Origin of the sequence: Acinetobacter sp. WC-743, assembly GCF_000335555.1 — a bacterium.
Classification (GTDB): Bacteria; Pseudomonadota; Gammaproteobacteria; order Pseudomonadales; family Moraxellaceae; genus Acinetobacter; species Acinetobacter bereziniae.
The window spans coordinates 85,659-111,428 of the sequence record NZ_AMFQ01000085.1; the positions used below are offsets into that span (position 1 = coordinate 85,659).

The window sequence follows — 25,770 nt, forward strand, 5'->3', positions numbered from 1 at the left end:
AGGAAAATTAAATGGGTTTTGGTTCTATTGTTGTTTTAGTCTTATTTGTATTCGTTGCTGTAACCATTTTTAAGGGGGTTCGTATTGTCCCTCAAGGTTACAAATGGATTGTACAACGTTTAGGTAAATATCATTCTACTTTAAGCCCTGGCTTAAACTTCGTCATCCCTTATGTCGATGAAGTTGCTTATAAAGTCACAACCAAAGATATCGTTTTAGATATCCCATCACAAGAAGTTATTACTCGTGATAATGCTGTTTTGGTGATGAATGCTGTTGCATATATCAACCTGACGACACCTGAGAAAGCAGTCTATGGTATTGAAAACTATACATGGGCAATTCAAAATCTTGTACAAACTTCACTCCGTTCAATCGTTGGTGAAATGGATTTAGATGATGCTTTGTCTTCGCGTGATCACATCAAAGCAAAATTAAAAGCAGCGATTTCAGATGATATTTCAGATTGGGGAATTACCCTCAAAACTGTAGAAATTCAGGATATTCAACCCTCTCATACCATGCAAGCTGCCATGGAGGCTCAAGCTGCTGCTGAACGTCAACGTCGAGCAACAGTGACTAAAGCAGATGGTGAAAAACAAGCTGCTATTTTAGAAGCAGATGGTCGTTTAGAAGCATCTCGTCGTGATGCAGAAGCACAAGTTGTTCTTGCTGAATCATCTCAACGTGCGATTGAAATGGTCACCTCTGCCGTTGGTGACAAAGAAGTTCCTGTTGCCTATCTACTTGGTGAGCAATATGTAAAAGCGATGCAAGATATGGCGAAATCTAATAATGCTAAAACAGTTGTGTTGCCAGCCGACATTATGAATACCATTCGTGGTGTTATGGGCAGAAATAATTAACTCCCTCATCCCCAAAGTCAAAATAGGTAATCTTAAGGTTACCTATTTTTTTTGCCTTTGAAATTTAGCACTCTGTTTTAACGTTTAAGAAATGATCAGCATTTTTTTGTAATTTGTGGTTAAATTTCACGTTATTTTAGATTCCACCTTGAATCTGAATCTTTCCACGTATATGGATATCGTATGAGCTCCCTTAACCCCACGTTAATTACCTTTCTATTTTATATAGTTGCAATGGTCATCATTGGCTTAGTCGCTTATCGCGCCACAACCAGTTTTGATGATTATATTTTAGGTGGACGTCGTTTAGGCAGTTTTGTTACTGCATTGTCTGCAGGTGCATCTGATATGAGCGGGTGGTTGCTGATGGGTTTACCTGGTGCAATTTATTTATCAGGTCTATCTGAAGTCTGGATCGCCATTGGTTTAATCATGGGTGCTTGGTTGAACTGGTTACTGGTTGCAGGTCGTTTGCGTGTCCACACTGAAATTCAAAATAACTCACTTACACTTCCCGATTATTTTTCAAATCGCTTTAATGATCATAAAAAGATTTTAAGGGTTGTGTCTGCTGTTGTGATTCTTATTTTCTTTGCCATCTATTGTGCTTCTGGCATGGTGGCAGGTGCGCGTTTATTCGAAAGCATGTTCAACATGTCTTACAGTACGGCACTTTGGATCAGTGCCATTGCGACAATCAGTTACGTATTTATTGGCGGATTTCTTGCTGTCAGTTGGACAGATACCATTCAAGCAGGATTGATGATTTTTGCATTATTACTGACCCCGATTGTCGCCATACTCAGTTTAGGTGACATGACTACAGTAAATGCAGCATTAGACGCAGCACGCCCTCAAGCCTATAGTTTATTTGCAGATTTGAGTGGTATTGCTGTCATCTCACTTTTGGCATGGGGCTTAGGCTATTTTGGGCAACCTCATATTTTGGTTCGCTTTATGGCAGCAGATTCGGTGAAATCAATCCCAAATGCACGTCGTATTGGTATGACTTGGATGACACTTTGTCTAGGCGGTGCAGTTGCTGCCGGTTTCTTTGGGATTGCCTACTTCCAAATGCATCCTGAATTAGCGGCAACGGTCAATGCCAATCCTGAAACGGTATTTATGGAATTAACTAAAATTCTATTTAACCCATGGATTGCAGGTATCGTTTTAGCGGCTATTCTTGCTGCTGTCATGAGTACCCTGAGTTGCCAGTTATTGGTGTGTTCAAGCACTTTGACAGAAGATTTTTACAAAGCATTTATTCGTAAGACTGCATCTCAAAAAGAACTGGTCTGGGTAGGTCGTTTAATGGTTTTACTGATTGCTGTTCTTGCTATTGTTCTTGCTAGTAATCCTGAGGCGAAGGTTTTAGGATTAGTCGCTTATGCTTGGGCTGGTTTTGGTGCTGCATTTGGTCCATTGATTATTCTTTCTGTTTTCTGGAAACGGATGACTTTATCTGGCGCTCTTACAGGTATGATTGTGGGTGCGCTTGTAGTGATCCTTTGGAAAAATATTCCAGTATTTGCAACAACTGGTATTTATGAAATTATTCCAGGCTTTATTTGTTCTTTTATCACTATTATTCTATTTAGCTTGATCAGCAAAGCACCTTCAACAGATATGATTGAACGTTTTGAAAAAGCGGATGCAATTTACAAAGAATCTGTTTAAGCCTATTGCCCCCTTTTCATAAAGGGGGAATTTTAATGCTTTATATGCGCTGAATTATCACGACTATAGTATTGATGGATCTTGCTCTTTAAATATTTCCGTTAGCTTTTTCGAGCCAGCAGGAATTGTGAAATTTGGTTGAGCTCTTTGGCATCTTCTCCAAAATAAGCGAGTGCTTTAAATGCTTGATCATGTAATTGTTGCGCATAAATTTGAGCATTTTCCAAACCCATTAACGCAGGATAAGTTGATTTATCCACTTGCTCATCTTTGCCTGCCGTTTTTCCTAAAGATTCAGTATCCGAAATAACGTCTAAGATATCGTCTTGTACTTGAAAGGCTAAACCGATCGCTTGACCATACTGACGCAGTTGCGGAATCGCCTGATCCGTTCCTGAAAAAATGGTCACAGCAGCCATCATAATTGCTGCCTGAATGAGTGCACCTGTCTTATTACGATGAATATTTTCCAGATGTTCCTGATCAACATGTTTGCCTTCAGCCTGTAAATCTAAAACCTGCCCACACACCATTTTTGAACTGGCTGTTGCCAAAATCTGCATTTGCTTGAGAATAATGGCTTGATCTACTGTTTGTCCTTGATCGAAAAGCCGACTCCCTAAAACCTCGAATGCCATGGATTGCAATATATCACCTGCCAATAATGCAGTGTCCTCACCGAAAGCGACGTGACATGTCGGTTGTCCACGACGTAATAAATCATTGTCCATGCAAGGTAAGTCATCATGTGCCAATGAATAGCAATGTATAAATTCAATTGCCACTGCTGCTCGTCGCACTGCTGCAAAGTTTGGATTATCAGCTTTTAATTGAAATGTTGCATAACTTAAAGCAGGTCTAACCCGTTTTCCCCCTAACATCACAGTATGATGCACAGCTGATTTTAATGGTTCAGGCAAAGAAAAAGCATCTAAAGCTGTTTGTAAATCTTGCTGAATTTGCACTTGTGCCTGTTGTAAAATTTCTGCATTTACATGGGGAATTGAAGTCACATCTGCCTCGTTTTGCACAATTTTTTAAAACTAGAAATCAAGTTTCAAAAAAATGGATATATTGGATGAGTCAGAGACATTCTACTATGAGTGATTATAATTCTCACCCATTTATTGGCATACATATATGCGAAATACAGAACTAAAGCTTTATTTAATCCAAACCTAAATTTTTAAATAAAAATAAGGAGTTTTTGCCTTTTTTCTTTGCGTAACGAACAGCGAAATCGAGTTCTTTTTTAACATCAACTTCTACATTTTGATGTTCTGGATCTAAATGCACAATCCCAATAGATGCCGTTAGATATTCATCGTTTTTTCCAAAAAATATTTTTTCTTCAGTAATGGCAAATCTAAATCTTTCAGCAAGTGTCATGACTGCCCACTCAGTCAACTGCGCTATCGCAACGACAAAACTTGCTGAATTTAAACGAAAAATCTGTGCTTCAGTTTGACTGATGGCTTCGCTAAGTACAGCGCCCAACCGAATTAAAATATCATCTCCAGCAGTATAACTGTTGAGTTGGTTAAAACGCTTAAAGTCATCTAAATCAATTTTAATGAACGAAATTGTTGTTTGCTGATTCTTTTTCCATTTTTCACTTAAGTAATGATCAAAAGCAAAAGCATTTTGTAAGCCTGTGACTAAATCCAAATAAAGGTGATTATGTAACTTTCGATTATTATTTAATAAAACATTTTCACGTCGTTTTAACCGCGTGATATCAGAGCAAACCACCACAACCCTTTCAATTTCATTATCTTGATTACGAATTGCTTTAAAATAAGAGAGATAGAATTTTCCTTTGACATAAAATTCCTGCTCAAAATCATTTTGATTTTTTGCAAAATGGCGCATTGCTTCATTAAAATGGGCAAAAACCACTGTGGAAAATGTATTTAACAACTTATCAAACAAATACAGTGCATCACTTTCATAAATATCCGCAAACTTTTGATTCACACCTAAAAAGCGTGCTTCTTGATCAAGCAAAGCGATCGGTAAAGGAATCTGCGAGATAAACGAAACCAAATGCAATTTATCTATATCTTGTAAATATTCAAAAACTTTCAAACTTTCAAGGCTAGCTTGTAGTTTTATAAGCTCTTGTTCCATACACCACCTCAAAGCTGATTTATTTTTGAATAAAGTGAAATCAGCGTTGAATTCACCTCTAAATACAAGATTGAATACGTCGAAAAAGCATTCAATAAAATAAGTTTCTATATAATATAATTAATATTATGCAATACACCACTCAAAAATAATGCAATTGACGACAAACGTCACAAAATAACAAAACCTTGCATAAGCAAGGTTTTTTGTCGAAATGAATTAGACCAATCGATAAAGCTTTAAATCTTAAAAGAGATTAGAAACTATCCGCAGGAATACGTACCCAACCTTCCATAAGCACTCGTGCACTACGACTCATGATGGCTTTTTTTACAACCCATTGACCATTTTCATTTAAAGCTTGTGCACCCACTCGAAGCGTTCCTGAAGGATGACCAAAGCGTACTGCCTCGCGCTCACCACCTCCAGCGGCCAAATTCACCAAGGTTTGTGGAATAGCTGCCGCCGTACCAATTGCCACCGCTGCTGTTCCCATCATTGCGTGATGAAGTTTACCCATTGACAGTGCACGAACCAGTAAATCTGTATCTGATTGTGTCACTTGTTTACCACTTGAAGAAGTATAACTTTTAGGCTTAGACACAAATGCCACTTTCGGAGTATGTTGACGATTTGCAGCTTCACTAATGTCCTGAATTAAGCCCATTTTCAATGCACCATAAGCACGAATTTTTTCAAAACGCGCTAAAGCGGCACTATCAGCATTAATATCATCTTGTAGTTCTGTGCCTGTATAACCAATCTCTTCTGCATTTAAGAAAATTGTTGGAATTCCTGCATTGATTAAAGTGGCTTGGAATGTACCAATTTCTGGCACATCTAAAGTATCAACCACATTGCCTGTTGGAAACATTGCTCCGCCATCTTCGCCATCGTCCGCAGGATCTAAAAATTCAATTTGTACCTCTGCCGCAGGAAAGGTTACACCATCTAGCTCAAAGTCTCCGGTTTCTTGAACTTGACCATGACTTACAGGAACATGTGCAATAATCGTTTTGTGAATATTCGCCTGCCATATACGAACAGTACAAATACCATTTTCAGGAATTCGATCTGCTGCGACCAAACCATTACTTATTGCAAAGGAACCTACCGCAGCAGTGAGATTTCCGCAATTACCGCTCCAATCCACAAATGCTTTATCAATTGAAACTTGTCCAAAAAGATAATCTACATCATGCTCAGGTTGTGAACTCTTTGACAAAATCACCGTTTTACTGGTACTTGATGTTGCACCACCCATGCCATCAATTTGCTTTCCATAAGGATCTGGACTACCGATCACTCGAAGTAACAATTGATCACGTGCTTGTCCAGCTGTTTGCGCGCGTTCCGGCAAGTCCTCCAACCTAAAGAACACGCCTTTACTGGTCCCCCCACGCATATAGGTTGCAGGGATTTTGATTTGCGGTGCAAAACTCATTTTATCGCATTCCTTTCAATTATCTTTGTTGTCTAAAATAATGAATCATTATTCAGTTTTATATTACCCTTTTTTTTTGAAAAAACACGGATTGATTGACTTAAGTATGAAATAAAAAAATGAAAATTGAATAAATATCCACCAGTTTAAATATAAATTTAAAAAACTAAAATAAAACTTATTGCATTGAAAATTAAACAAAAACTTAGAGATACTGTTTTTTGACTTTGCAGTTCTCCTTTATAAATCAATCCGATACTAGGCTAAAAGTAACCAATCTATTACAATATTTAAATTCGTATAAATAGAGCTATATACATTGAGCAACGAGTCTACACAGTTACAACGTGGACTTAAAAATCGTCATATTCAATTGATTGCCATGGGTGGCGCTATTGGAACAGGACTGTTTTTGGGTTCAGCACATGTCATCGAAAAAGCTGGGCCATCCATTATTTTGGGTTATGCAATTGGCGGTTTGATCGTTTTTTTAATTATGCGTCAACTGGGGGAAATGATTGTTCATGAACCTGTTGCGGGTTCTTTTAGTCATTTTGCCAATAAATACTGGGGGAAATTTCCAGGATTTTTGACGGGCTGGAATTACTGGATGCTTTATGTTCTGGTCGCAATGACAGAACTTACGGCTGTAGGTAAATATATCAACTACTGGTGGCCTGAAATCCCCAATTGGATTTCGGTACTGTTTTTCTTTGTACTGATTACACTCATCAACTTAGGAAATGTTAAATTCTACGGTGAATCAGAGTTTTGGTTATCTATTGTTAAAGTCACTGCAATTATTGCCATGATTGTTTTCGGTATTTATCTGATACTTACCGCAGATGTTACTTCAGGTATCGCTTTTTCAAATCTATGGTCGCATGGTGGTTTCTTCCCCAATGGATTTGAAGGGTTATTCTTCATGCTGGCTTTCCTCATGTTTGGATTTGGCGGAATCGAATTAGTTGGTATGGCTGCGGCTGAAGCAAAAGATCCTGAAAAAACCATTCCGAAAGCAATCAATCAAGTTGTGCCTCGTATTTTGATTTTTTATGTGGGTTCAATGATTATTCTTTTATCATTGGTGCCTTGGAATCAGTTAAATTTTGGTGGCTTAGACAAAAGTCCATTCGTCATGGTTTTCAGTATGATTGGGATCGCATGGGCAGCCCACTTGGTGAATTTCATTATCTTGACCGCAGCACTTTCTGTATATAACAGTGGTATGTATGCCAATAGCCGTATGCTTTATGGCTTAGCCAAGCAAGGAAATGCACCTAAAATCTTTACCAAAACCAATAAACACGGCGTACCTATTCCATCAGTCCTACTTTCTGCGTTCTTGATTTTAGGTTGTGTGCCGTTAAATTACTATTTGCCAGAAGACGCATTAAGTCATTTGATGTATGTGGTTGTAGGCGCCTTAGTACTCAACTGGTTAATGATCACTTTGACCCACTTAAAATTTAAACGTGCATTAAGCTTGACCAATCAAACCAGTAAATACCCTGCTCTATGGGCTCCAATGAGTAACTTTGTGGTGATTATCTTTATTGGTGTGGTTTTATATATCATGTGGGATCAAGGTTTTAAAGAATCGGTATTGATGATTCCGGTATGGATCACATTGATGTTAATTTTATTTGATATTTTGAATCCGAATGAAATAAAACCAGAAGAAAAATAGAACGAACATAAAGCTATTATCTCGATAATAGCTTTTTTTTCATAGGCATATACGGTAAATTATTGACTTATCGCGCCCTTAGCTTAACTGGATAGAGCAGTTGCCTCCTAAGCGACCGACGTGGGTTCGAGTCCCGCAGGGCGCACCATTTTATGGTTTATTTTGATCTCAAGCGATCCACACCAACAAATAAAATAATTTAAATTCAATAATTTAATAAAATTAACATCTATAACAATCTATAACACCTCATCTTAATACATATTTTTTTACGGTATTTTTTGCGGTAAGATACATCACCCCCAATACTCTTACCGTAAAAATGCCAAAAATCGTTATACCCCTAACAGATAGCAAGATTAAGACTATCAAAGCTGACTCTACAAAAGTTCAGAAGCTTGCTGACGGTAATGGATTATTTTTGATTATCTCTAAGACTGGTGATAAGAATTGGAGATTTGATTACTCACGTCCTTATACCAAAAAGAGAAATTCCCTAAGCTTTGGTTCATACCCTACAGTCTCCCTAGCAGATGCAAGAATTAGACGTGAAGAAGCCCGCACACTTCTCTCTCAAAATATCGACCCACATGTTGAAAAAGTTAGAATTGAGAATGAGATTCTAAATACGAACAATAATACTTTCAAAAATATTGCAAATGAATGGATGGCAAAGCAAGACTTTGCTGAATCAACAATTAAAGGACAACAACGCTTATTAGAAGTGATTAATCAACATATTGGAAAAATCCCAGTACATGAGATTAAAGCTATGGATATCCTTAAGGTTTGTCGGATTTACGAAAAAGAAGGAAAATTAGAAACAGCTAAAAAGGTCAAAGTGAAATGTGGTCAAATTTTACGTTATTCTGTTTCTGTTGGTTTTTGTGAACGCGATGTCACTCAAGATTTAAAGGGGGCAATTACCCCTCCCAAAGTGACACATATGGCCGCTTTGGTAGAACCTAAAGATTTTGCCTTACTCTTAAATGATATTGATCATTATGAGGGTTCTATCATCACACGATATGCTCTACGTATTGCTCCTCTAGTTTTTGTTCGCCCAGGCGAATTAAGACATGCTAAATGGCAAGATATCGACCTTGAAAAAGGTTTGTGGAGTTATACCCCTCCAAAAACAAAATCAAAGACAGGCGTTCAACATATTGTCCCGCTATCAACTCAAGTCATTCATTTACTTTCTGAACTCGCTCAAATAACAAAAGCTAAAAGTGAATATGTATTCCCTGCAACGACATCTAGCTTAAAACCTATGTCAGAAAACACCATCAATCAAGCGTTACGTCGCTTAGGCTATACCAGTGAGCAAGCCTGTGGACATGGTTTCCGTGCTTCTGCACGTACAATTTTAGAAGAGGTTTTGGAGTTTCCAATTGAACTAATTGAGCAACAACTTGCTCATCAAGTAAAAGACATGCATGGGCGTGCGTATAACCGCACCAAGCATTTAGAGAAGAGAAAAGAGATGATGCAGAGATGGGCGGATTATTGTGATGAATTGAAAATTTAATTAAACATGTTGAATATTTAATTACAATAAGATTCCTTAATTAAATAAATGAGTGTTGATATTTCAACACTCATTATCTGTTATTCAAACTGAAATATTTTTCCGTACTGTTGCTTTAACACCGCTACGTGGGTTTCCATCAAGATGAATAATATTGAGTAAATGTTGATCTTTAATGCCTGAAAATTTTTGTATAAGATGACGAGCTAATCCATCACTAGCCGTTGTTAATACTAGATTTAAATCAGATTTAGCAGTCGCTAAAAGTCTAAAAATATCCAACATAGCTACACGGTTAAGATCATCTAAATGTGCAATTGGTTCATCTAGAAAAAAGCTCCCACCAGTACTACAAGCTTTAGCCAAATAAAGAGACAATGCTAAATCCTGCCGTTGACCTTGACTAAACTTTTCCTCAGCATCTAAGGCATTATTAAATCCATCAGCAAATACAGTCCATTTCAGTGCATCTCCACCATCAGAAACACTCAACTTACGGTAAACTTCATTAGCGTGCATTCGAGAAAAGAATTCACTTGCAGGTGAAAGTAGAGGGGAAAGACTTTCTTTTGTTTCCTCTCTCACGAACTCTTCATAATGTTTAATTGTGCACTCAGCTTGTGAAATGTAATTTTTTCCAATCGTAAGTTTCTTGTTTAATTCTTCTAAATCAGACTTCAACTTAAGCATGTAGCTTTCGTCACTTTCAGTCGAAACAATAGACTCACATTCACTTAACCAACGCTGAAAATTATCCAATATGATACTTTGTTCACGAATATCTTCGAGAGCTTTATGATAAGCATGTAATGAAAAAGGGTGATCTCCCACCACCGATTTCCAATGCTCATCAAACTGACTAACTGTCTTAGTTAGAGCAAAAGATGTTTTATTCTTTTCTTCAATCTCATTAGCTTTAGCCTTAATTTCATTAAGTATATTACTAAGCTTAGAAGAAATATCCTGTCGGTTATCCCCAATTACTTTTATACACTCTTCACAATCTTTCTTATATTCTTCAATTCTTAAAACTACAGCATTAACTCTCAATCCAATCATTGAATTACTAGTTTCAAACTTAAAAAACTGCTCTAGCATAATTACCGTATCAATTAATTTTTTCAAATCAATTGCAGCCCTAATACGTTGTTTTAAATAAATTATATTTTCGGCACTAAATCCAGAAAAATCGGAAACACCCATTGTTTCCAAATACTTTGTATGGAGTGCAACTTGAGCAAGCTGAGAATCTACAGAACGAACGTCTTCAATGTACTTTTCATAAGATGCTTTCTGAACAGTTGTGATTTGAAACCTAAGTTGATGTTCATTCTCAACACTTCTAGCCTCATCCAATTTTTGTGATGCTTTTAAAAGTTCTGGTGTAAACTCTTCTTTATATAGCTTTTCATGAAGGTGTTCAGATTGCTTCCAATCGTGGTGACATAATGGACATATTGAACTGTTTGGTTGAACAACTTCTCTAGCTATCGTCTTAAATCTCTCAAGCACACTAGCTAAAATATTAAAATCAGATTCAGCTTTTATACGACTCTGTTGAGCTTCTTGCAAAATACGTGAAATTTCAGCAAGATCAGTGGGCGGATATATTATATTTGAATCTAACTGTTGTTTTCGTCGCACTAAATGTAGAACTAATTCTGTATTTTCAATCAAGTAATCAACAGCATTTAGCCATGAAAACTTTTTATCATCACTCCATGTAAATTCAACAAATGATTGTAAATTTTCAATTGTTATACTTTCAATTGTTAAAAATCGAGAAACATCTTTATTAGCTAATAAATTATCCCAAAGTTTTAAGGAACTTAAACAATCATTTGACCAATTAACTGAAGTTAAATTATTGTTTAATTGTCTATCTAGGTTTTCAAAAGTTCCTGTAAATTCCGTTTGCTTTTTAGTCAATTCCAAATTTGATTGTGATAATTTCAGTACGTCAGCTTTTATATCATCTAGCTGCTTCTTATTTTCTGTATAAAGATGCCAGTTATCAGAAAGAAAAGAAACTAAAGAATTAGTATAACTTACATGCTGACCTAACAAATCAACATGAATTTTAGCAAGCCTAAAATTATCACTAAGATTTTTAGACTGCGGTTCCAATTTAAAGTGTGTTAATATTCCCAAAATATTTTCTGTTGCCTGTACTTTCCATGGAGAAGCAGCAAGTAAATTTCCCTCCAACTCGCTAATTTTTTTAGTTAGTTTTAAAACCTCTTCCTCAAGTCCTTTAACACTCGGCAACCTAGCTCTATATTCTTTTAGTTCTCGCAACGTACTTGCGTAGTGTCCAAGTCCCAAAATATCCGCAAATATCTTTTGCCTTTCTTCAGCTTGATTATTATCTACTAACAATGCTAATGAATTAGAATAAAGCCATCGACTATTTCTAAGCCAACCACGCTTAGCTTTTGCATTACTTTGAACTGTATTACCAGAAACAGAAGGAGGTGTTAATAACTCCAATAAATCAGCTTCCTTCATTCGAGTTTTCTTCTCGCCTTCCTTTTTTCCATACAAACCTGTTTTTGATCGACTAAGCTCATAAAAGATACCTCCTATTCTACATGAAGCAGAAACTTCAGTATTTCCTACACCCCATTCGCACGAGAAATCTGTGACCCCCAATAAATCTTCAACTTTTCCTGTTAGAAGCCATTCTAGAGCATAACAAATAGTACTTTTTCCAGTACCATTCGCAGCATGAATAATGGTAAGCGGTGCATCTAGTGGTACTTGAAGTACATCTGGAATACCTCGAAAATTACTGATCCTTACAGAAATAAATTTTATAGGCTGATTATTCATTTAAATTCCATTCTTTTCCATGAAGCTCCGCAAGCTTTTTACTACCTAATTCTGAAAGTTTTTCAAGTAATTCACTAGAGTCATCATCTGGTTCAAAATTTGAGTTTTTAACTTTGCTCAATTCACTACCTAAACCTATCGAAGTAATACGTTCATAACGGTGCCATCCCTCTGAATTTTTATACACAACATGTTTCCGAACAAACCTAGTATCTCTTTCTATCTCAGATATGAAATTGATGAAATCATTATTAAATTCTGTTAGAGCCAATATCAGATAACCATCAATTACCGTACCTTTTGCTTCCCGTCGAACTAATGATGCATCTAGATATAGTTCAGCATTTTTTGCATATGCTCGTGCATCTTCGGGAGTTGTACAAGGTACTTGAACTAGTAAAAGTGAAGCAAAACTACTTTCCCAATATCCAAGCTGAGATTCTATAGATTCACTTGGCCATAATTCCTTATCGTAAAACTCTAACTTGTTATTCTTAACCACCTTAAATTTGGCAGCTTGTGCACGGTCATTAAGGATATTAAAGATTTCATTCGGCATCTAAATATTTCCTACGTAGTGATATATCCCCCATAAACTGATCAGCCGAACTAGACTCTGAATCGACATATTCTGATTCAATGTCAGAAAGACTAAACATATAAATTCCACGAGGAGTCTGAGCCTCAGTAAATGTTCGCTCTTCTATAGGGTGCTCTTTAAAATTATGTCTATTATTTACAAGTCGTTTTTCTTTTACAGTCCCCCTACATTGTGCAAAAACTACTAAATTAGGAGGGGCCGTTAATTGCATTGACCATTCATACAATGAACTTTCTATGTCACGTACCATAACTTTTTCATTAGCTAAACCTAAAATATTACTAGGCCCATGCAAAGGATCTGCATATGCTATATGACCTTCAGTATCTGAATTAACTAACCATGAAGATGCTGAATGTGAAGCTATATAACTTAATGCATGAACAACTTGCATTAATGATTCACCATTTGAAGTTAGATCATCAATAGTGAATGACTCACCCCCCTTAACCCCATGTCTAGCACTATAAGTAAATTTTTGAATATCAGTTATATCTTGACTTTGAACCAGTTTTTGCAATTGATTCAATTCCTCTTGAGCAAACTGCACATAACCATTCAAAGGAGGATGACGATTAAATAACTCATCAAATTCCAATGCTACAGGAGGTAAATCCTCTATAACATCTTCACCAAACTTGTGAAAATTCCATATAGCTCCGATTTTGATACCATCATTCCAATTTATCGTAGCAGTAATAGCTCCATTACCACTTCTTCTTAACACTCTACTCTCAGGTTGAAATGTAATAGGGGTACATCTAGTTTTATAAGCCGAATCTGAAGAAGGAAAGATACCTGTGGCACTATATAATTTAGCCTTGCAATCGCTAAAAGTATCACTATTAGCAATTGCAACTGCAACTTTTGATCGATAGCGCTGCGCATAGTAAGCAGAAAGCGGTTCTATAATTTTATCAATACTTTTAAGATGTTGGGAATTAATAACTAAATTACGTCTCTTTTTTTTATCTTCACTTTGACTAACTATCATTCTTCGAATATGTGCCCGAGGATGTGTAATTGGTAATATAAAATCATTACCTAATGTTGGCCAAATAATCGCATCTTCAAAAGCTAAACGAAGAGTAAGTCTTCCACTCCCTAACTTGACGTCTTCAGGCTCATTCTCAACAATCAAATAACAATTCCAAACCTCTTTATCTGGATCAGTAATCCAGCACCAACCTGCATTAAATCGCTCATCTCTTCCTGGTATCCAATTAGAATCAGGACAGATAATCTCATCTAATTTGCTCCAATCATTAAGTTGCTGACCTGTTACCTCACCACATCCCAAAAAAAGTACTAAAGGATAAGAATATTCTTTTACTAAACAATTCAATTCATACCAATTATCTGGCTGAACTGACTTTGCACCTGATGTTATTATTACTGGATTAGATCCAAATTTTGAACATAAAATTGAATCGCCCGAAGAAAGAAAATCCTTTAGAAATAAAACTGCATCTGTCCCTTGAATTAAGGCCAGATTATATTTGGAGGCATTCCCAATAGACCGATTAAAATATTCAGTTTTTATCTCTAAAAGAGATTTTTCATCATTACTTGCTACTGTTGTACCGCAAGATTCTAAAATTTTTCTTAATTCATTTAATACATTTTGACCATCATTTTCCAGTTTAAAATATACAGATTTAACATCAGGATATTTATTAACCAAACTAGAAAGATTATCTTTTTTGTATATTCCAGTTTTTAAAGTATCAATTCGCTTCCACACCAAGTCACATAAATCCTTTTCATTTAATGACTTAAGTAATATATTTTCTTTGAGTGACACATATTTATTACGAACTTTTTTTGCACTTTTTTCAAAAAGGGCTCTTTCTTTTTCAAAGCGGGCCTTCCCTTTATCTTGTAAAAAACTTACTAATTCACCTTGAACTTTATCAGCAATAGCAACTATATACGAAAACTCTGCTCCAACTGGAGCGGCAATGGATGGATCAATTACAGCATGTAGAAAAAATTTACAAATTTCTTCAGCTACCATTTGTAGGGTTACAGCAGTAGAGCCATATCTTTTACATTGAACTAGGCCAACAGGGGCTGAATCCAAAAACAATATAACATCACGCCCTTTATCTGCCCCGCCGTTTAATCTACAAGTATCATCATACCAAGTTTCTGCGCCTGCATCTGCTTGGGCCCTAAAAACATCAGCAAGTAATAATTCAAAGTGATCATCTCCCATTCTTTCAAATGGTAACTGACCGCAATCAAATCCAAAGACTTCTGGTGAAGCAGATTTATCATCTCTGACTTTTTGATTTTGCTCTTCAGTAAAAAAAATCTGCATACTAGCCTCAAGCTCATCTTTCTAATTCAGTTTCAACTCAGTTATAAAGTTGGTTCTACTAATACTTTTCAGCTAATAGTACAAATTACTATCCCATGGATTCAAACTTTCATATTTATTATCATAATAATACATCATTATTTTCTTAAAAAATAAAAACACTTATCGACTTTAATCTAACTCCAATTAAAACTTAAAGGCAACTTAGTACCCCCAGTCAATCAGAATATTGTTTTATGTACTCCAAAAAAAAAGGAGCCGAAGCTCCCAATTATTAACGATTGGCCAACTTAGTCTCAATCCATTGATTGATTTCCCAAGCAGACCAACCCACACGACCAACAGTTAAATTTGTCTGTTTGGGAAATGTTGGATCATATTGCTTATGACGCTCATCCATAATGTTATAAATCGTTGCACGACTTAACCCTGTAATTCGCATAACCTCTTTCAAATTGATAATTTGATTCATCTGAAAAGTTTGACCTGTGAACGCATTCATGATGTTTACTCCTGATCATTGATGCGAGCGTGTATTCGCTCAGATCATAAGGCAGTCCAATAAAATTTTACCGAGTCCAATCTCGTCCACCCTTGTCTAATTCACAGCCTGTACATTCTGCTGTAAGCCTTTCTGAATATCCTGCACAAACCCATCCCCTTGATTGAATTTAGGCTTTGTCTTGGCTTTAGACTCAGACTGTACCTGTTCAGATTCAACAACCTCATCCGTATAAAACTCCTCCACCAAATCCAATCCTTCTTCAGCATTCAATTCAAACTTAGCATTACCATACCCCTGCCGTGCAGTTTGATCTAAAGCATATTGATTAAATCCAGAAGCTTTGCTTTGTTGATCAATGTCTTGTGCCATTTGAATGGCTTGTTGAAGGTTAACCCCATCTCTCAAAGTTAAATCCACATAATACACAGGCGTTCGATAGCTTTGTGTGGTTGATTTTCCCCTAAGTGTGAGTTGTAAAGGTAGGCAGGACAGCAAACCATTCGATGCAGCATGGTAATAACTAAGTCTTGCTGCCAAAGTCCGAATACTATTAAAACCTGTGGTTCTAAAGATGAATGTGCCGAGTTCATCCGACTCATCCAAATTGACATGCAAACGTCCATAAGGTTTACATTTACCTCCTTGTGCCAAAGGACAGAGATCAGGTGAAAGACATGGGTGTTGTTCAATCCCTTGATTGGTCATTCGCTGACATGTTTCACCATTACCTACACAGATCGGTCGTCCCGTTTGACGATCAAATAAACTGTACTCTGCGCGTAAATTCAGTTCAGGATCATTGAAGATCATCCGCACTGGTATGGTTCTAAGTTTTTGGTTTTGCGCTTTGGCTCGAAGTTGCTCATCCAATGGATGTTTAATCCAGCCTTCTTTGCCTTGAATTTGACTGGTAATGGTGAATTGGTCATCTTTTTCAGGTAGGCGTTTGCCATTCTTTTCGACCACTTTACCAATACTGATTCGCCCTAAAATAGGCGGTGTGATGACTAAACCTTTGATCATTGTGTTTTCCTCTGTCGTTTAAATGTGTTGCTTAGTTAAAAGAAAATTTGCATAAAAAAATCCCATACGCTGATGTATGGGATTTGAGTTGTTGGGGGTGCAATGTTTTGCTTAGGCTAATCGGTATAAATATTGAAACGCCGTGAACCTTGCTTGCTTTGAGGGAACTGATTCAGATATTCAGGATGCTGTTTCAGTAATGCCTTACTGTCTAAGCTGATCGAATCTTTAGCCTTTTTCCACGTCACCGAGCCATTGATGAATGTTGCACGTTCAGCCTGTTGTATCTTGGCTTGTAACTGGTGTTTGAGTAGATCGAATTGCTCCTGATGCTTTTCAATTTGGTTGCGTGCTTGAAGCAGTTGCTCAAACTGTTGATTGGCTTGCGTATCTTCAGTGAGGTCTATGGTGCTGAGTGGTACATGTTCAGGATAGAGGAGCTGTAAGGCTTTAGCTGCCGATTCACTGGCATCCGCTTCAGGTGGGGTATCCTTTTCTACACATTCCCAGAAGTAACGCTCTGCATCGATGATGTGTTGAATCACCGATTCTGAACGAGTTACTTTAAAGATACGGGTTTCATGCCCACAAATGAGGACGCAAATATGGGCTGCTTGTTTGCCTGTCACCGCCAATTGATGCTGTACCTGACACAACACGTATAAAGGCACACCATCACGCCATAGTTTGGCGCCATATTCCCCTGCGGTTTTACACTCCAAGATTTGCACATCGGCATCACCCACCACCGAATAATCCAAGTTAGCTAACATGAAATATTTATCAGGTTCAGGGTGTTGTAATACGGCATTGACTCGACGAACTTTATAGTTGGTGTGCATGCTGTAGTATTCAGCCACTAAAGGTTCAAGCTGTTTACCCCAGTACAAGGGTGCATGTCCCTCGCTTTCATCTTCGATGTTTTGTTGAATCCGCCCTGTTTTAATCATCCACAGTTCCAGCATCGACATATAGGGATTCAGCCCACAAGCAGCAGCGCAATCACTACTACCGATGCCTTGCCGACGTACTTCTAACCACTCGGCTTGGCTAAGTTTCTTGGTATCCACAAAGCGTTTGGCGGTAAAAAGTTTAGGACGATTGGCATGGATATTAACGATTGGATTCGGTGTTACATTGAGAGGCGTGTTTAGTGCTGTATTCATAATGATTTCCTATTTTGTAAATTTCGGGCATAAAAAAGCCACATCCGAAGATGTGGCTGTGAGTTATCTAAGATGTATTGGTTAATTGATTTGTTGGGTTAGTTGGGCTTAAGTGTTTGAGCTCAGGCAATCATGCGTAAAGCCTGTTCTAAGCCACGTTGCTTTAAGCCTGCTCCTGCACCAAACCAAGCTGAATCGAGTCGATGATCCTGACTCATGGCTCGACGTTCATGGTCAGCAAATTCGGTGATACTGCATAGCAGCCCATACGCGGTGTCTTTGGCTGAACTTAGTTCTGCCCCACGTCCATGCCCGTTAAACATGGTCATGACTTTAGACATTGCTCGTCCATTGGGTTCGGCTTTTGTGGTCTCAGCTGTTGAGTTTGCATGTGTTGCAACATTGCGATAAAACTGAATAATGCTGTCATCCTGTTCAGCAATACTCAGACTGGTATTGTTAAACACGGCATCAAAGTAGGCTGCTGCTTCCTGTTGAGTGACTTTTCGTTGACTGAGTTGTTTCATTTCATACATGTGCTCTTCCCATGCACGCACTGAAATACCCAATTGCTGTTTAATTTTCTCTGCATCAAACTTGGTGCTGTGTGGCACTTTAACCACGCCTGCACTTGAACTTTGTCCTTTCAGGGCGATGGCTAGGGTGTTATTACACACCACTCGAATACAGGTGAATTGCGCTGTAGTCGCTAGAGTGCCATCACAAGCAGTTGCTAAGAGAATATAGCCATTGCTGACATCTTTACCCTTTAAGGCTGATGTTTGTCCTGTACGTGCCAATGCCCAGAACTTCTTGCCACCTTTGAGTACCCCTGCGGTTTCCAGTTCAAAGCCCGATTGTTCAGTCAGATCTTTGTAAAAGTGTAGAATCTCTTTGGGTTGCACTTCCTGATAGCGCTGGCTAACCACAGAAAGTGGTGCATGAGTATCGGAACGGTATAACACTCGTTGTTCTTCATAGGGCATGATGATGCTTTGTCCTCGTTCATTCTGCGCCATGTAGCTAACATTGGAAGATTCAATGCGCCAGTCCATGCCTGCCTGTTGTGCCCAGACTTCAATCGGTTGGTTTTGCGTGAGTTGGTTGCCTAAACCATGCCAAGGGGTTTCACCTACATACGCCATTTGTTCGATTTGATGTGCCATGAGTTTTGTCCTTATAAACAAAAAGGCTGCTGAACCCCATCCCTTGATTGGAATGAAGTCCAGCAGCCTGATTTAGATGGGTCTTGTGAATGTGCTTATTAAATCCTGTGTAATAGGCTCAATGAACACATTCAGTCTATTGATTCATCTTTATGTTATATAAGTGAAATTTCTTTCAATCCGCTCAAAAGCTTCAACAACTCAACAGTATAGTGAGTGGTGCATATGTAGAATAAATACAGCCCTCAGCCTACTGCGGTGACATCACAATTTCACGTCCATCCTTGAGTACTGCAACCACCTCTCTAACATTCCGTGGATCACAATTTAAGAAGAAACGCATGGATTTGCCGTACAGAATTGGATTGGCACCATCACGATAATCTGCTTTACAGTTACCCCGATTCACCACCACTCGATCCAGTGTAATGCTGTCGGACAATGAGATTAAATGGAGGTAGGCTGTTTCAACCTCATGCTTTCCACCAAAGACCTGATTCTTGATTTCAATACGATATTGCATTGAAGCATCGCCTTGGTCGGATGGTGATTGTTGTGCGTCCTTCTCCGCTTCCTGTCTATTTAGTGTTTCCCATTCATCCCAGCCCTTAGCAATAAATTCGCGGATCTCTTCAACGGGTGTCACTTCCAAATTACTCAAATAATAGCCTGCGGTGGCTGCCGTTTCTTCACTTGGCGATTTTTCTAAGGACTCCAAGTCCTGTAGTTCTTTCTCAGTCAACTTGTCTGTTTGAGCCTTTGTTTTGACTTGCTCAGTTTGAACTGCGCTATTCTGTGCTTGTACTGCTTCTGGTTGCTTTTCACAACCGACCGTCAACATAGCTATGGTTGCCAACATCATGATCTTTTTCATCTTTCCCCCCTCTCCCCTCTATGCTTAGGCATTCACATCAAGGTGCTGGTCTATCCATGCACTGTTGGTAGTATTTATCTTTAAAGACTTGTTTGGTTTTTTCGAATGTCGCTGTACCACCTCGACTATATTCAAAGGCATCATGAATGATGGGTCTAAGTTGTTCTCTCAGCTCATCGTTATCGCCTGCAAGCATATACGTCGCTTCGGCAAAACCACCGTAGGTCAAGCGCGCCTGCATCACAGTTTCAGCCACATTGGCTTCTTCCTGACAAGCTTTCTCTTGTTTGGAGGTACAACCTGCAAGCAAAGCAACAGCAATAATCAGAAATATTTTTTTGTTTTGCATATTCCTATCCTCTGCATTTGCCCACGGTATAGCCTCTAGCAAAGTCCAGACGACGTCTGTCTTCATCATTGGTGATTGGTACAGTAAAGAATGGCTTGCCGTATTGTTCACGAATACTGTCATAGCGACAGGCACAAGCTTCTTCACTTTCCACTGCGGTTTTAATGGCAGCGTTTGGATACATGCATTGTTCGATATAGGCTTTACGGTCTTTGCTATCCGTAGATGAACAAGCAGATAAAACAGGTAAAAGGAATACAGCAAGCATGCTGAATGTTAGAATTTTCATAAAGCTCCCCTCTAATATTGTTCTGTATTGAAATCAAAATTTAAGACACAACGACGAACGCTCCCGAGTCAGGAAGATGTGCGAATTTGAATAAAATGAGACGAATAAATCCCTTCAACTGCTTGGTAAAAAGTCAGTTGCTTGAAATAGAATTCAGTACAGCAAGGGGATGTTTTGAATGACCATGATGGACTCCTATATGCATAAGAAGTTCTACCGAATCACTGTCAATTGATTATGGTGGCAGAACGAAAAGGGGTTGACAGACTGGGCATATAGAACCAGCACGCGCGAACGCGTCCCCCTCCCGTTCTACCGCAAAGGGGGACGAGAAGGTTTCGCACAAGACTTATACTCAGGAAGAATATAAGTACCTGATACGCTATACGCTTGGTCTGTCAAAACCAACTGACAATGTAGGTCAGCATGCTAAGAATAATGGTGAGGTGGATTTAAGTCAATTCAGATGTTTAGAAATAGGGCTTGTTTTATATTTCAATATATCTATTGGTTAATTAGAAAACGGGGGAAATATAATAAACCATCAGAAAAGTCAATTAGCTAACACTAAGCAAGTTCCTCAAATCTTCAAAAATAACTCCATATACCATGTCATGCCAACTTTACGGAAATTTCTTAATCAAATTGTCATTTTAGCCACTTAAAGAATTGTAGAGTTACTTAATACAAATTATATTTATACGTAGCTAATTTATTTAAGGAATAGAATATGTTTTCTTGGAAAAATATAAAAGATACATTCAATGATAAAGTCAAGAATTCAGAATCAACAAAAGATAAAACTTTAGGCTTAGCAGAAGTAATTGGAAAAACAGTTGTAGCTGGAGCAACAAAATTAGCCCAAGAAGCCCCATCACTTCTTCTTAATTTAGCTGAGGCTAATAATGATCAAATTAAAAAAAATGCAAAAGAAGTAATAAATGATCCAAATGAAACAATAGAAAATAAGCAGAAAGCAAAAAGTTATCTAAATAACATAGAAAATATACAATCGGACATAAATGAAAGGAAACAAGGTTTAGATAATTATAGAAAAAGTTTTAATTATGCTGATAGGCAAACAAAAGAGCAGAATAAGGAAGAAAATAAAGAATCTATTGAAAATAAAATTTCATCTTTAGAAGCCGTAAAGAAAACAGTTACTAAACGTATGAAAAACTTACGAAGAGATAAATTCGAGCTTAATCAATCTATTAAAAATTTTAAAAATATTGATGAAGAAAACTTAATTATTCAAAAAATTTCAGATATTGATACTAATTATAAAAATTACGAAAAAGAGTTATACAATTTAAACAAAAATTTAGAAAAAATAAAAAAAAGAATGATCAATAAGTAATCTTCTATATTTTAAGTATGTAAAAAACTAAAGATTGGTTAAAACAAAAAGGCTCTTTAGAGCCTTTCACATAATCAGTATTAGTAAAAATTACTGTGGATTTGCAGAAATAATTTTTATTGATTTGCCTCTTTGCTTTGCTTCAAGCAGAGCTTTAGCTTCTTGCGCTGAACTCGCTTGAATAGGTGTGCTGATAACAGAAGATGGTGCTTTTGAATCAACCCATTTTACAATATACGCTGTTTTTGACATTTCGCTCCCCCTCTTAAAATTTTTAATGATATTATTTGCTAAGTGTAGATACATTGACATTATACCTATATTTTTTTATTTTTATCTATATATTTTAATATCTTATATTAATTTAAAAACAAAACATTTGATATTTCAAACAGTAACCCCAAATAAAGCATCTAAATTTTTCAGAATATTTAATTTCTGACTGTCTCAAAATTTTGCTTGATTCTAAATTAAGTTCTTTATTACACACTATCCAGCCATTCTAAGCGAGACTTTGCCATTTGGAAAGTTGCCATAAATCGCTTTAGTATCATGTTTGAAAAACGTGTAATTAAGTATTTTAATACTCTATTTACTCATAATTTTTTACACCCTCTTAAAAATAAATAAAAAATAAGCATCAATGATTAATACAGGCATTTAGCAGATACATACAGCCTTTTTCATCAATTGCTCAATACAACTGAACCAATCAAGAATGAGTTCCTAAAATTAAATTAAAATGCTTTTTAATATTATTAAGTTTTCTCAGATGCTACCTTTTTAATAAACTTCATATGATTTTTCACCTGTCGCATTATTTTCTTTTCCCCCATAACATCAGAAGCTAATTTCACGTAACTAATAAATGTTTTTTTATTAGAAACGTGGCTATATTTTTGGTAAATATCTCTTAAGTAAGGCGTTGATTTTTTTTCATTTTTAGATGCACGATATTTTACAGTATTAAGCTTTGATTTAAGTTTTCTATAGTATCTAGCAATACTGCTATGCCGAATGACTGTTCTTTTTCCATTAAAATTAAAGCCTAAATATTGCAACTCAAAGTTCTTTTCAGGATGAAGTAGATTTGTATAATCTAACCCTTCTTTGGCTACATAAAATTGAATAGCCTCAGTTTTACCTTCATTGATTTTTAAACTATTTCCAGCAGTTCTAACTAAAATTTCCTTAATAGTTGTAACAATATCTCGATAACAATTTTGACCTGGTAATATAACTAAGACATCATCACAATATCTTACATAATAGCCTTTCTTAGAAGCAGTATATTCAAATATTTCTTGATCAAAATCTATCATATATATATTAGATAGTAGAGCCGAAATAGGGGTTCCTTGTGGGATTCCAACCATTTTTTTATTATCTCTATTCGGATTTTTTTTAATAATCCATTCACCATTACTATCCTTATTACTCCGGATCTGCTTAAAACTAAAGAAAGAATCATCAGGGGTTAGCCCCTTTTTATAAAGGATAGAACTCCTTATTTCTCGAAACTCCTGAAGAGTCCAACCTAATTCACGAATTACTGAATCTTTATCAAAAAATGAATATTTCGTTAAAGAGTTAAGAACTTTTTCTTGATCTGGCCTAAATTTAGTTTGTCCTAATATTTTTAATGTATTTTGATATAAGATAGTGTGATCCAAAGTATCAAAGAAACTTGTTAGATCCATACATATGACAGTACACTCTCCTATTTCTTTGATTTTATTAAAAACCGTGTGAGCGAAATCAATATTATTTTTTTCTAGTGATCGGTATGCAATTGGAGAGTGATAGAAACTTTTATCACTAAGGTACTCCTCATATTGTTTATTAAACATGTAAGAATAATAAGTATAAATATATGCATCCCTATTAGAGGCATATCTAATAGGTCGATCTTTATTTTTTCTTTTTTTAACTACATTTCCTGGTTTATTCTCTTCTAGGTAGGTTCTTCTAATTGATAAGTTAAACCCAAGCATTGGAAGGAACCAATGTTTTTCAACATTCTCAGGATTAGAAACTAATTTAAATGCCTCTTTAGGCCCAAGAGCATAATCAAAATGTAATAAACTCTTTGGCTTTTTAACATTATTAACTACTTTTTCATGCTTCTTTGAATATATTTCGTCGTAATAATCTTCATATTTCATATAGTAAACCCCAGATAGCAAATATCTCGCGCCGATAAAAATCCATCTGGGGGAACGACTTAATCTAAGTTAAAACCAAAACGCATATAACAACTTAGTATAAACTCAAGGAGTACCTAATGATACCTAACAATAAAGTTAAACAGCTAAACCAACAACTTCTCACGAAGATTTACATTGTGCTGCAAGTACTTGATAAAGTACTTGACATCTTAAACATCCAACTCTCCGCAACGTCAGTTCGAAGGCCATCAAATTTTATGTGAATTTTCTTTAAAATACAATATTGATGCAAAAAATAAAGCCTCAAAACTTAGTTTAAAAAAGGACTACTTAGGCTAAAGACAAACTCCTGCTTTTCTTAGCATATAAATCTTTCATATAAAAAATAAAATACTAACTAAATTAGAGAGTCTAGATTTTACCTGTAGGAATTGAGCCAGTAGTGGCTCAATTCCTTATGATACCGACACAGCATTTTTAGCTAAAAATGTATAAGTCTGATATGTGCTGAATTAGCAGGAGACTTTCACTTGGGATATGCTAGGCAGCTAACCGATAAAAGTTCTCTGCTATTTGATTTGGCGTTTTAAAATCCAAACTCTTTTGAATTCTTCGCTGATTATAAAATAACACAATGTATTCTGTAATATCTGCTTTAGCTTCATCTCTGGTTTTATAGTTGCAATGATGCACTAATTCATTCTTGAGTATGCCCCAGAAACTTTCAATCGGTGCATTATCGTAACAGTCCCCACGTTTGCTCATTGAACCTTGAAAATCACATTTTTCCAGTATCTTTCGATATTCATGGCTGCAATATTGGCTGCCTCTGTCCGAATGAATAATTAAGCCTTTCGTTGGTTTTTGATTACGAATCGCCATAGTCAGTGCATTGCAAACAAGTTGTGCGGTCATACGCTCATTTAAGCTATAGCCAACCACTTGTTTCGTGTACAGGTCTTTTACTGCTGCCAAGTATAACCAACCTTCAGCAGTCCAAATGTATGTAATATCGCTTGACCATGCAAGATTGGGCTTAGTCATTGAAAACTGTTGCTCTAGTAAATTTGCGTAGATCGCTCGATTATGATCACTCTTCGTAGTTCTTTTGAAACGCTTATGACGCTTACAATACAGCTGGTTGAGCTTTTTTATTTGACGTACAGCATACGTACTGATTTTGATACCTTGCGCTTGTAAATGCTTAGTTAATCGAATATAGCCATAGCTTTGTTTAGTTTCCTCATGAGCTATTTTGACCAAAATTGTCTGTTGATTTCGCTGAACCAATCTTTTATTCATGCCTCGTTTTAGCCAATCATAAAATCGTGACACTGAAACGTGAAGTAATCTAGCCATAAAGCTAATCGGGAATAAATATCTTTGCTGTTTCATATAGGCGTACCTTACTGACTTTCTTTCGCAAAGTACGCTGCTGCCTTTTTTAGAAATTCACGTTCCATTTCAGCTGTTTTGAGCTGTTGTTTGAGCTTTTTATTTTCTTCGAGTAAGGCATTTAGATCAGGTGAATATTGTTTAGTGCCTGCTAAGGTGCCAGTCTTTGCTTTATTATTCCAATTTGAAAGAGTTTGCATTGAAATGCCAAGTTGTCTGGCTGTTTCCGATACATTGCCTTGATTGGCTTCAATCAATTTTATTGCTTCAACTTTAAATTCTGCGGTGTAAGTCTTCTGTTTCTTGCTCATGGTAAACTCCTGATGAGTGTCTATAGTTTACCAAGTTAAAACCTCCTGTTTTCTCAGCACACATCAG

The 25,770-nt window shown here is 36.7% G+C and carries 21 protein-coding genes and 1 tRNA gene; 6 read left to right on the forward strand and 16 right to left on the reverse strand.

What is annotated here, in order from left to right:
* Nucleotides 1-11: 11 nt before the first annotated feature.
* Nucleotides 12-866, forward strand: a complete 855-nt coding sequence (locus tag ACINWC743_RS12085) for an SPFH domain-containing protein (protein ID WP_004828156.1) — start codon at nt 12-14, stop codon at nt 864-866.
* Between the two features lie 183 nt (nt 867-1,049).
* Entirely contained in the window at nt 1,050-2,546 is a 1,497-nt protein-coding gene (gene putP, locus ACINWC743_RS12090; RefSeq protein WP_035301079.1) for a sodium/proline symporter PutP, read from the forward strand.
* Between the two features lie 101 nt (nt 2,547-2,647).
* On the opposite strand, the gene ACINWC743_RS12095 is transcribed toward putP, so the two are convergent.
* The 3 genes from ACINWC743_RS12095 to prpF all read right to left on the reverse strand — a co-directional run bounded on the left by ACINWC743_RS12095 (nt 2,648) and on the right by prpF (nt 6,120).
* Complete coding sequence (locus tag ACINWC743_RS12095; protein ID WP_035301094.1) at nt 2,648-3,559, reverse strand: polyprenyl synthetase family protein; 912 nt, start codon at nt 3,557-3,559, stop codon at nt 2,648-2,650.
* Nucleotides 3,560-3,713: 154 nt separating this feature from the next.
* On the reverse strand, nt 3,714-4,676 hold the full coding sequence (locus tag ACINWC743_RS12100) for a diguanylate cyclase domain-containing protein (RefSeq protein WP_004828151.1): 963 nt from the start codon (nt 4,674-4,676) through the stop codon (nt 3,714-3,716).
* A 256-nt stretch (nt 4,677-4,932) separates the two neighbouring features.
* Nucleotides 4,933-6,120, reverse strand: a complete 1,188-nt coding sequence (gene prpF, locus ACINWC743_RS12105; RefSeq protein WP_009585620.1) for a 2-methylaconitate cis-trans isomerase PrpF — start codon at nt 6,118-6,120, stop codon at nt 4,933-4,935.
* 319 nt (nt 6,121-6,439) lie between these two features.
* On the opposite strand from prpF, the gene ACINWC743_RS12110 reads away from it, so the two are divergent.
* From ACINWC743_RS12110 to ACINWC743_RS12120, 3 genes are all read left to right on the forward strand, one after another.
* Entirely contained in the window at nt 6,440-7,810 is a 1,371-nt protein-coding gene (locus ACINWC743_RS12110; protein ID WP_009585582.1) for an amino acid permease, read from the forward strand.
* 72 nt (nt 7,811-7,882) lie between these two features.
* Nucleotides 7,883-7,958: transfer RNA gene (locus ACINWC743_RS12115), tRNA-Arg, on the forward strand.
* A gap of 174 nt (nt 7,959-8,132) precedes the next feature.
* Nucleotides 8,133-9,341, forward strand: a complete 1,209-nt coding sequence (locus ACINWC743_RS12120) for a tyrosine-type recombinase/integrase (protein ID WP_035301082.1) — start codon at nt 8,133-8,135, stop codon at nt 9,339-9,341.
* 84 nt (nt 9,342-9,425) lie between these two features.
* Here the strand turns inward: ACINWC743_RS12120 and ACINWC743_RS12125 are convergent, their stop codons facing one another.
* The 10 genes from ACINWC743_RS12125 to ACINWC743_RS12170 all read right to left on the reverse strand — a co-directional run bounded on the left by ACINWC743_RS12125 (nt 9,426) and on the right by ACINWC743_RS12170 (nt 20,469).
* Nucleotides 9,426-12,173 (reverse strand): AAA family ATPase, encoded by a 2,748-nt coding sequence (locus ACINWC743_RS12125; RefSeq protein ID WP_009585625.1) that lies wholly within the window; start codon nt 12,171-12,173, stop codon nt 9,426-9,428.
* On the reverse strand, nt 12,166-12,732 hold the full coding sequence (locus ACINWC743_RS24485; protein WP_009585579.1) for an ABC-three component system middle component 1: 567 nt from the start codon (nt 12,730-12,732) through the stop codon (nt 12,166-12,168). Before ACINWC743_RS24485 ends, ACINWC743_RS12125 begins: the two co-directional genes overlap by 8 nt.
* The gene (locus tag ACINWC743_RS12135; RefSeq protein ID WP_009585634.1) at nt 12,722-15,097 is read right to left on the reverse strand and encodes an ABC-three component system protein; all 2,376 of its coding nucleotides are present in this window, start codon (nt 15,095-15,097) and stop codon (nt 12,722-12,724) included. The genes ACINWC743_RS24485 and ACINWC743_RS12135 overlap by 11 nt, the downstream gene beginning before the upstream one ends.
* A gap of 274 nt (nt 15,098-15,371) precedes the next feature.
* The gene (locus ACINWC743_RS12140; RefSeq protein ID WP_009585612.1) at nt 15,372-15,599 is read right to left on the reverse strand and encodes a helix-turn-helix transcriptional regulator; all 228 of its coding nucleotides are present in this window, start codon (nt 15,597-15,599) and stop codon (nt 15,372-15,374) included.
* 96 nt (nt 15,600-15,695) lie between these two features.
* Complete coding sequence (locus tag ACINWC743_RS12145; protein WP_009585589.1) at nt 15,696-16,625, reverse strand: hypothetical protein; 930 nt, start codon at nt 16,623-16,625, stop codon at nt 15,696-15,698.
* A 116-nt stretch (nt 16,626-16,741) separates the two neighbouring features.
* Nucleotides 16,742-17,791, reverse strand: a complete 1,050-nt coding sequence (locus ACINWC743_RS12150; RefSeq protein WP_009585575.1) for a YqaJ viral recombinase family protein — start codon at nt 17,789-17,791, stop codon at nt 16,742-16,744.
* A 122-nt stretch (nt 17,792-17,913) separates the two neighbouring features.
* Nucleotides 17,914-18,957, reverse strand: coding sequence for a DUF932 domain-containing protein (locus tag ACINWC743_RS12155; protein WP_009585605.1), 1,044 nt, complete (start codon nt 18,955-18,957; stop codon nt 17,914-17,916).
* Nucleotides 18,958-19,207: 250 nt separating this feature from the next.
* Nucleotides 19,208-19,831 (reverse strand): hypothetical protein, encoded by a 624-nt coding sequence (locus ACINWC743_RS12160; protein WP_009585585.1) that lies wholly within the window; start codon nt 19,829-19,831, stop codon nt 19,208-19,210.
* Nucleotides 19,832-19,868: 37 nt separating this feature from the next.
* Complete coding sequence (locus ACINWC743_RS12165) at nt 19,869-20,180, reverse strand: hypothetical protein (RefSeq protein ID WP_009585624.1); 312 nt, start codon at nt 20,178-20,180, stop codon at nt 19,869-19,871.
* Nucleotides 20,181-20,184: 4 nt separating this feature from the next.
* Entirely contained in the window at nt 20,185-20,469 is a 285-nt protein-coding gene (locus ACINWC743_RS12170) for a hypothetical protein (protein ID WP_009585578.1), read from the reverse strand.
* A gap of 730 nt (nt 20,470-21,199) precedes the next feature.
* Between ACINWC743_RS12170 and ACINWC743_RS12175 the strand changes: the two genes are divergently transcribed.
* Nucleotides 21,200-21,829, forward strand: coding sequence for a hypothetical protein (locus ACINWC743_RS12175; protein ID WP_009585597.1), 630 nt, complete (start codon nt 21,200-21,202; stop codon nt 21,827-21,829).
* A 90-nt stretch (nt 21,830-21,919) separates the two neighbouring features.
* Here the strand turns inward: ACINWC743_RS12175 and ACINWC743_RS24330 are convergent, their stop codons facing one another.
* From ACINWC743_RS24330 to ACINWC743_RS12185, 3 genes are all read right to left on the reverse strand, one after another.
* Nucleotides 21,920-22,081, reverse strand: coding sequence for a hypothetical protein (locus tag ACINWC743_RS24330; RefSeq protein WP_009585603.1), 162 nt, complete (start codon nt 22,079-22,081; stop codon nt 21,920-21,922).
* A gap of 506 nt (nt 22,082-22,587) precedes the next feature.
* Nucleotides 22,588-23,994, reverse strand: a complete 1,407-nt coding sequence (gene drt2, locus ACINWC743_RS12180) for an antiviral reverse transcriptase Drt2 (protein WP_009585598.1) — start codon at nt 23,992-23,994, stop codon at nt 22,588-22,590.
* 543 nt (nt 23,995-24,537) lie between these two features.
* Nucleotides 24,538-25,703, reverse strand: a protein-coding gene (locus ACINWC743_RS12185; protein ID WP_085947548.1) for an IS3-like element ISAba21 family transposase whose coding sequence is annotated in 2 segments (ribosomal slippage) — nt 24,538-25,445 and nt 25,445-25,703 — 1,167 coding nt in all. Because the reading frame shifts where the segments join, the coding sequence is not laid out codon by codon here.
* Between the last annotated feature and the right edge of the window lie 67 nt (nt 25,704-25,770).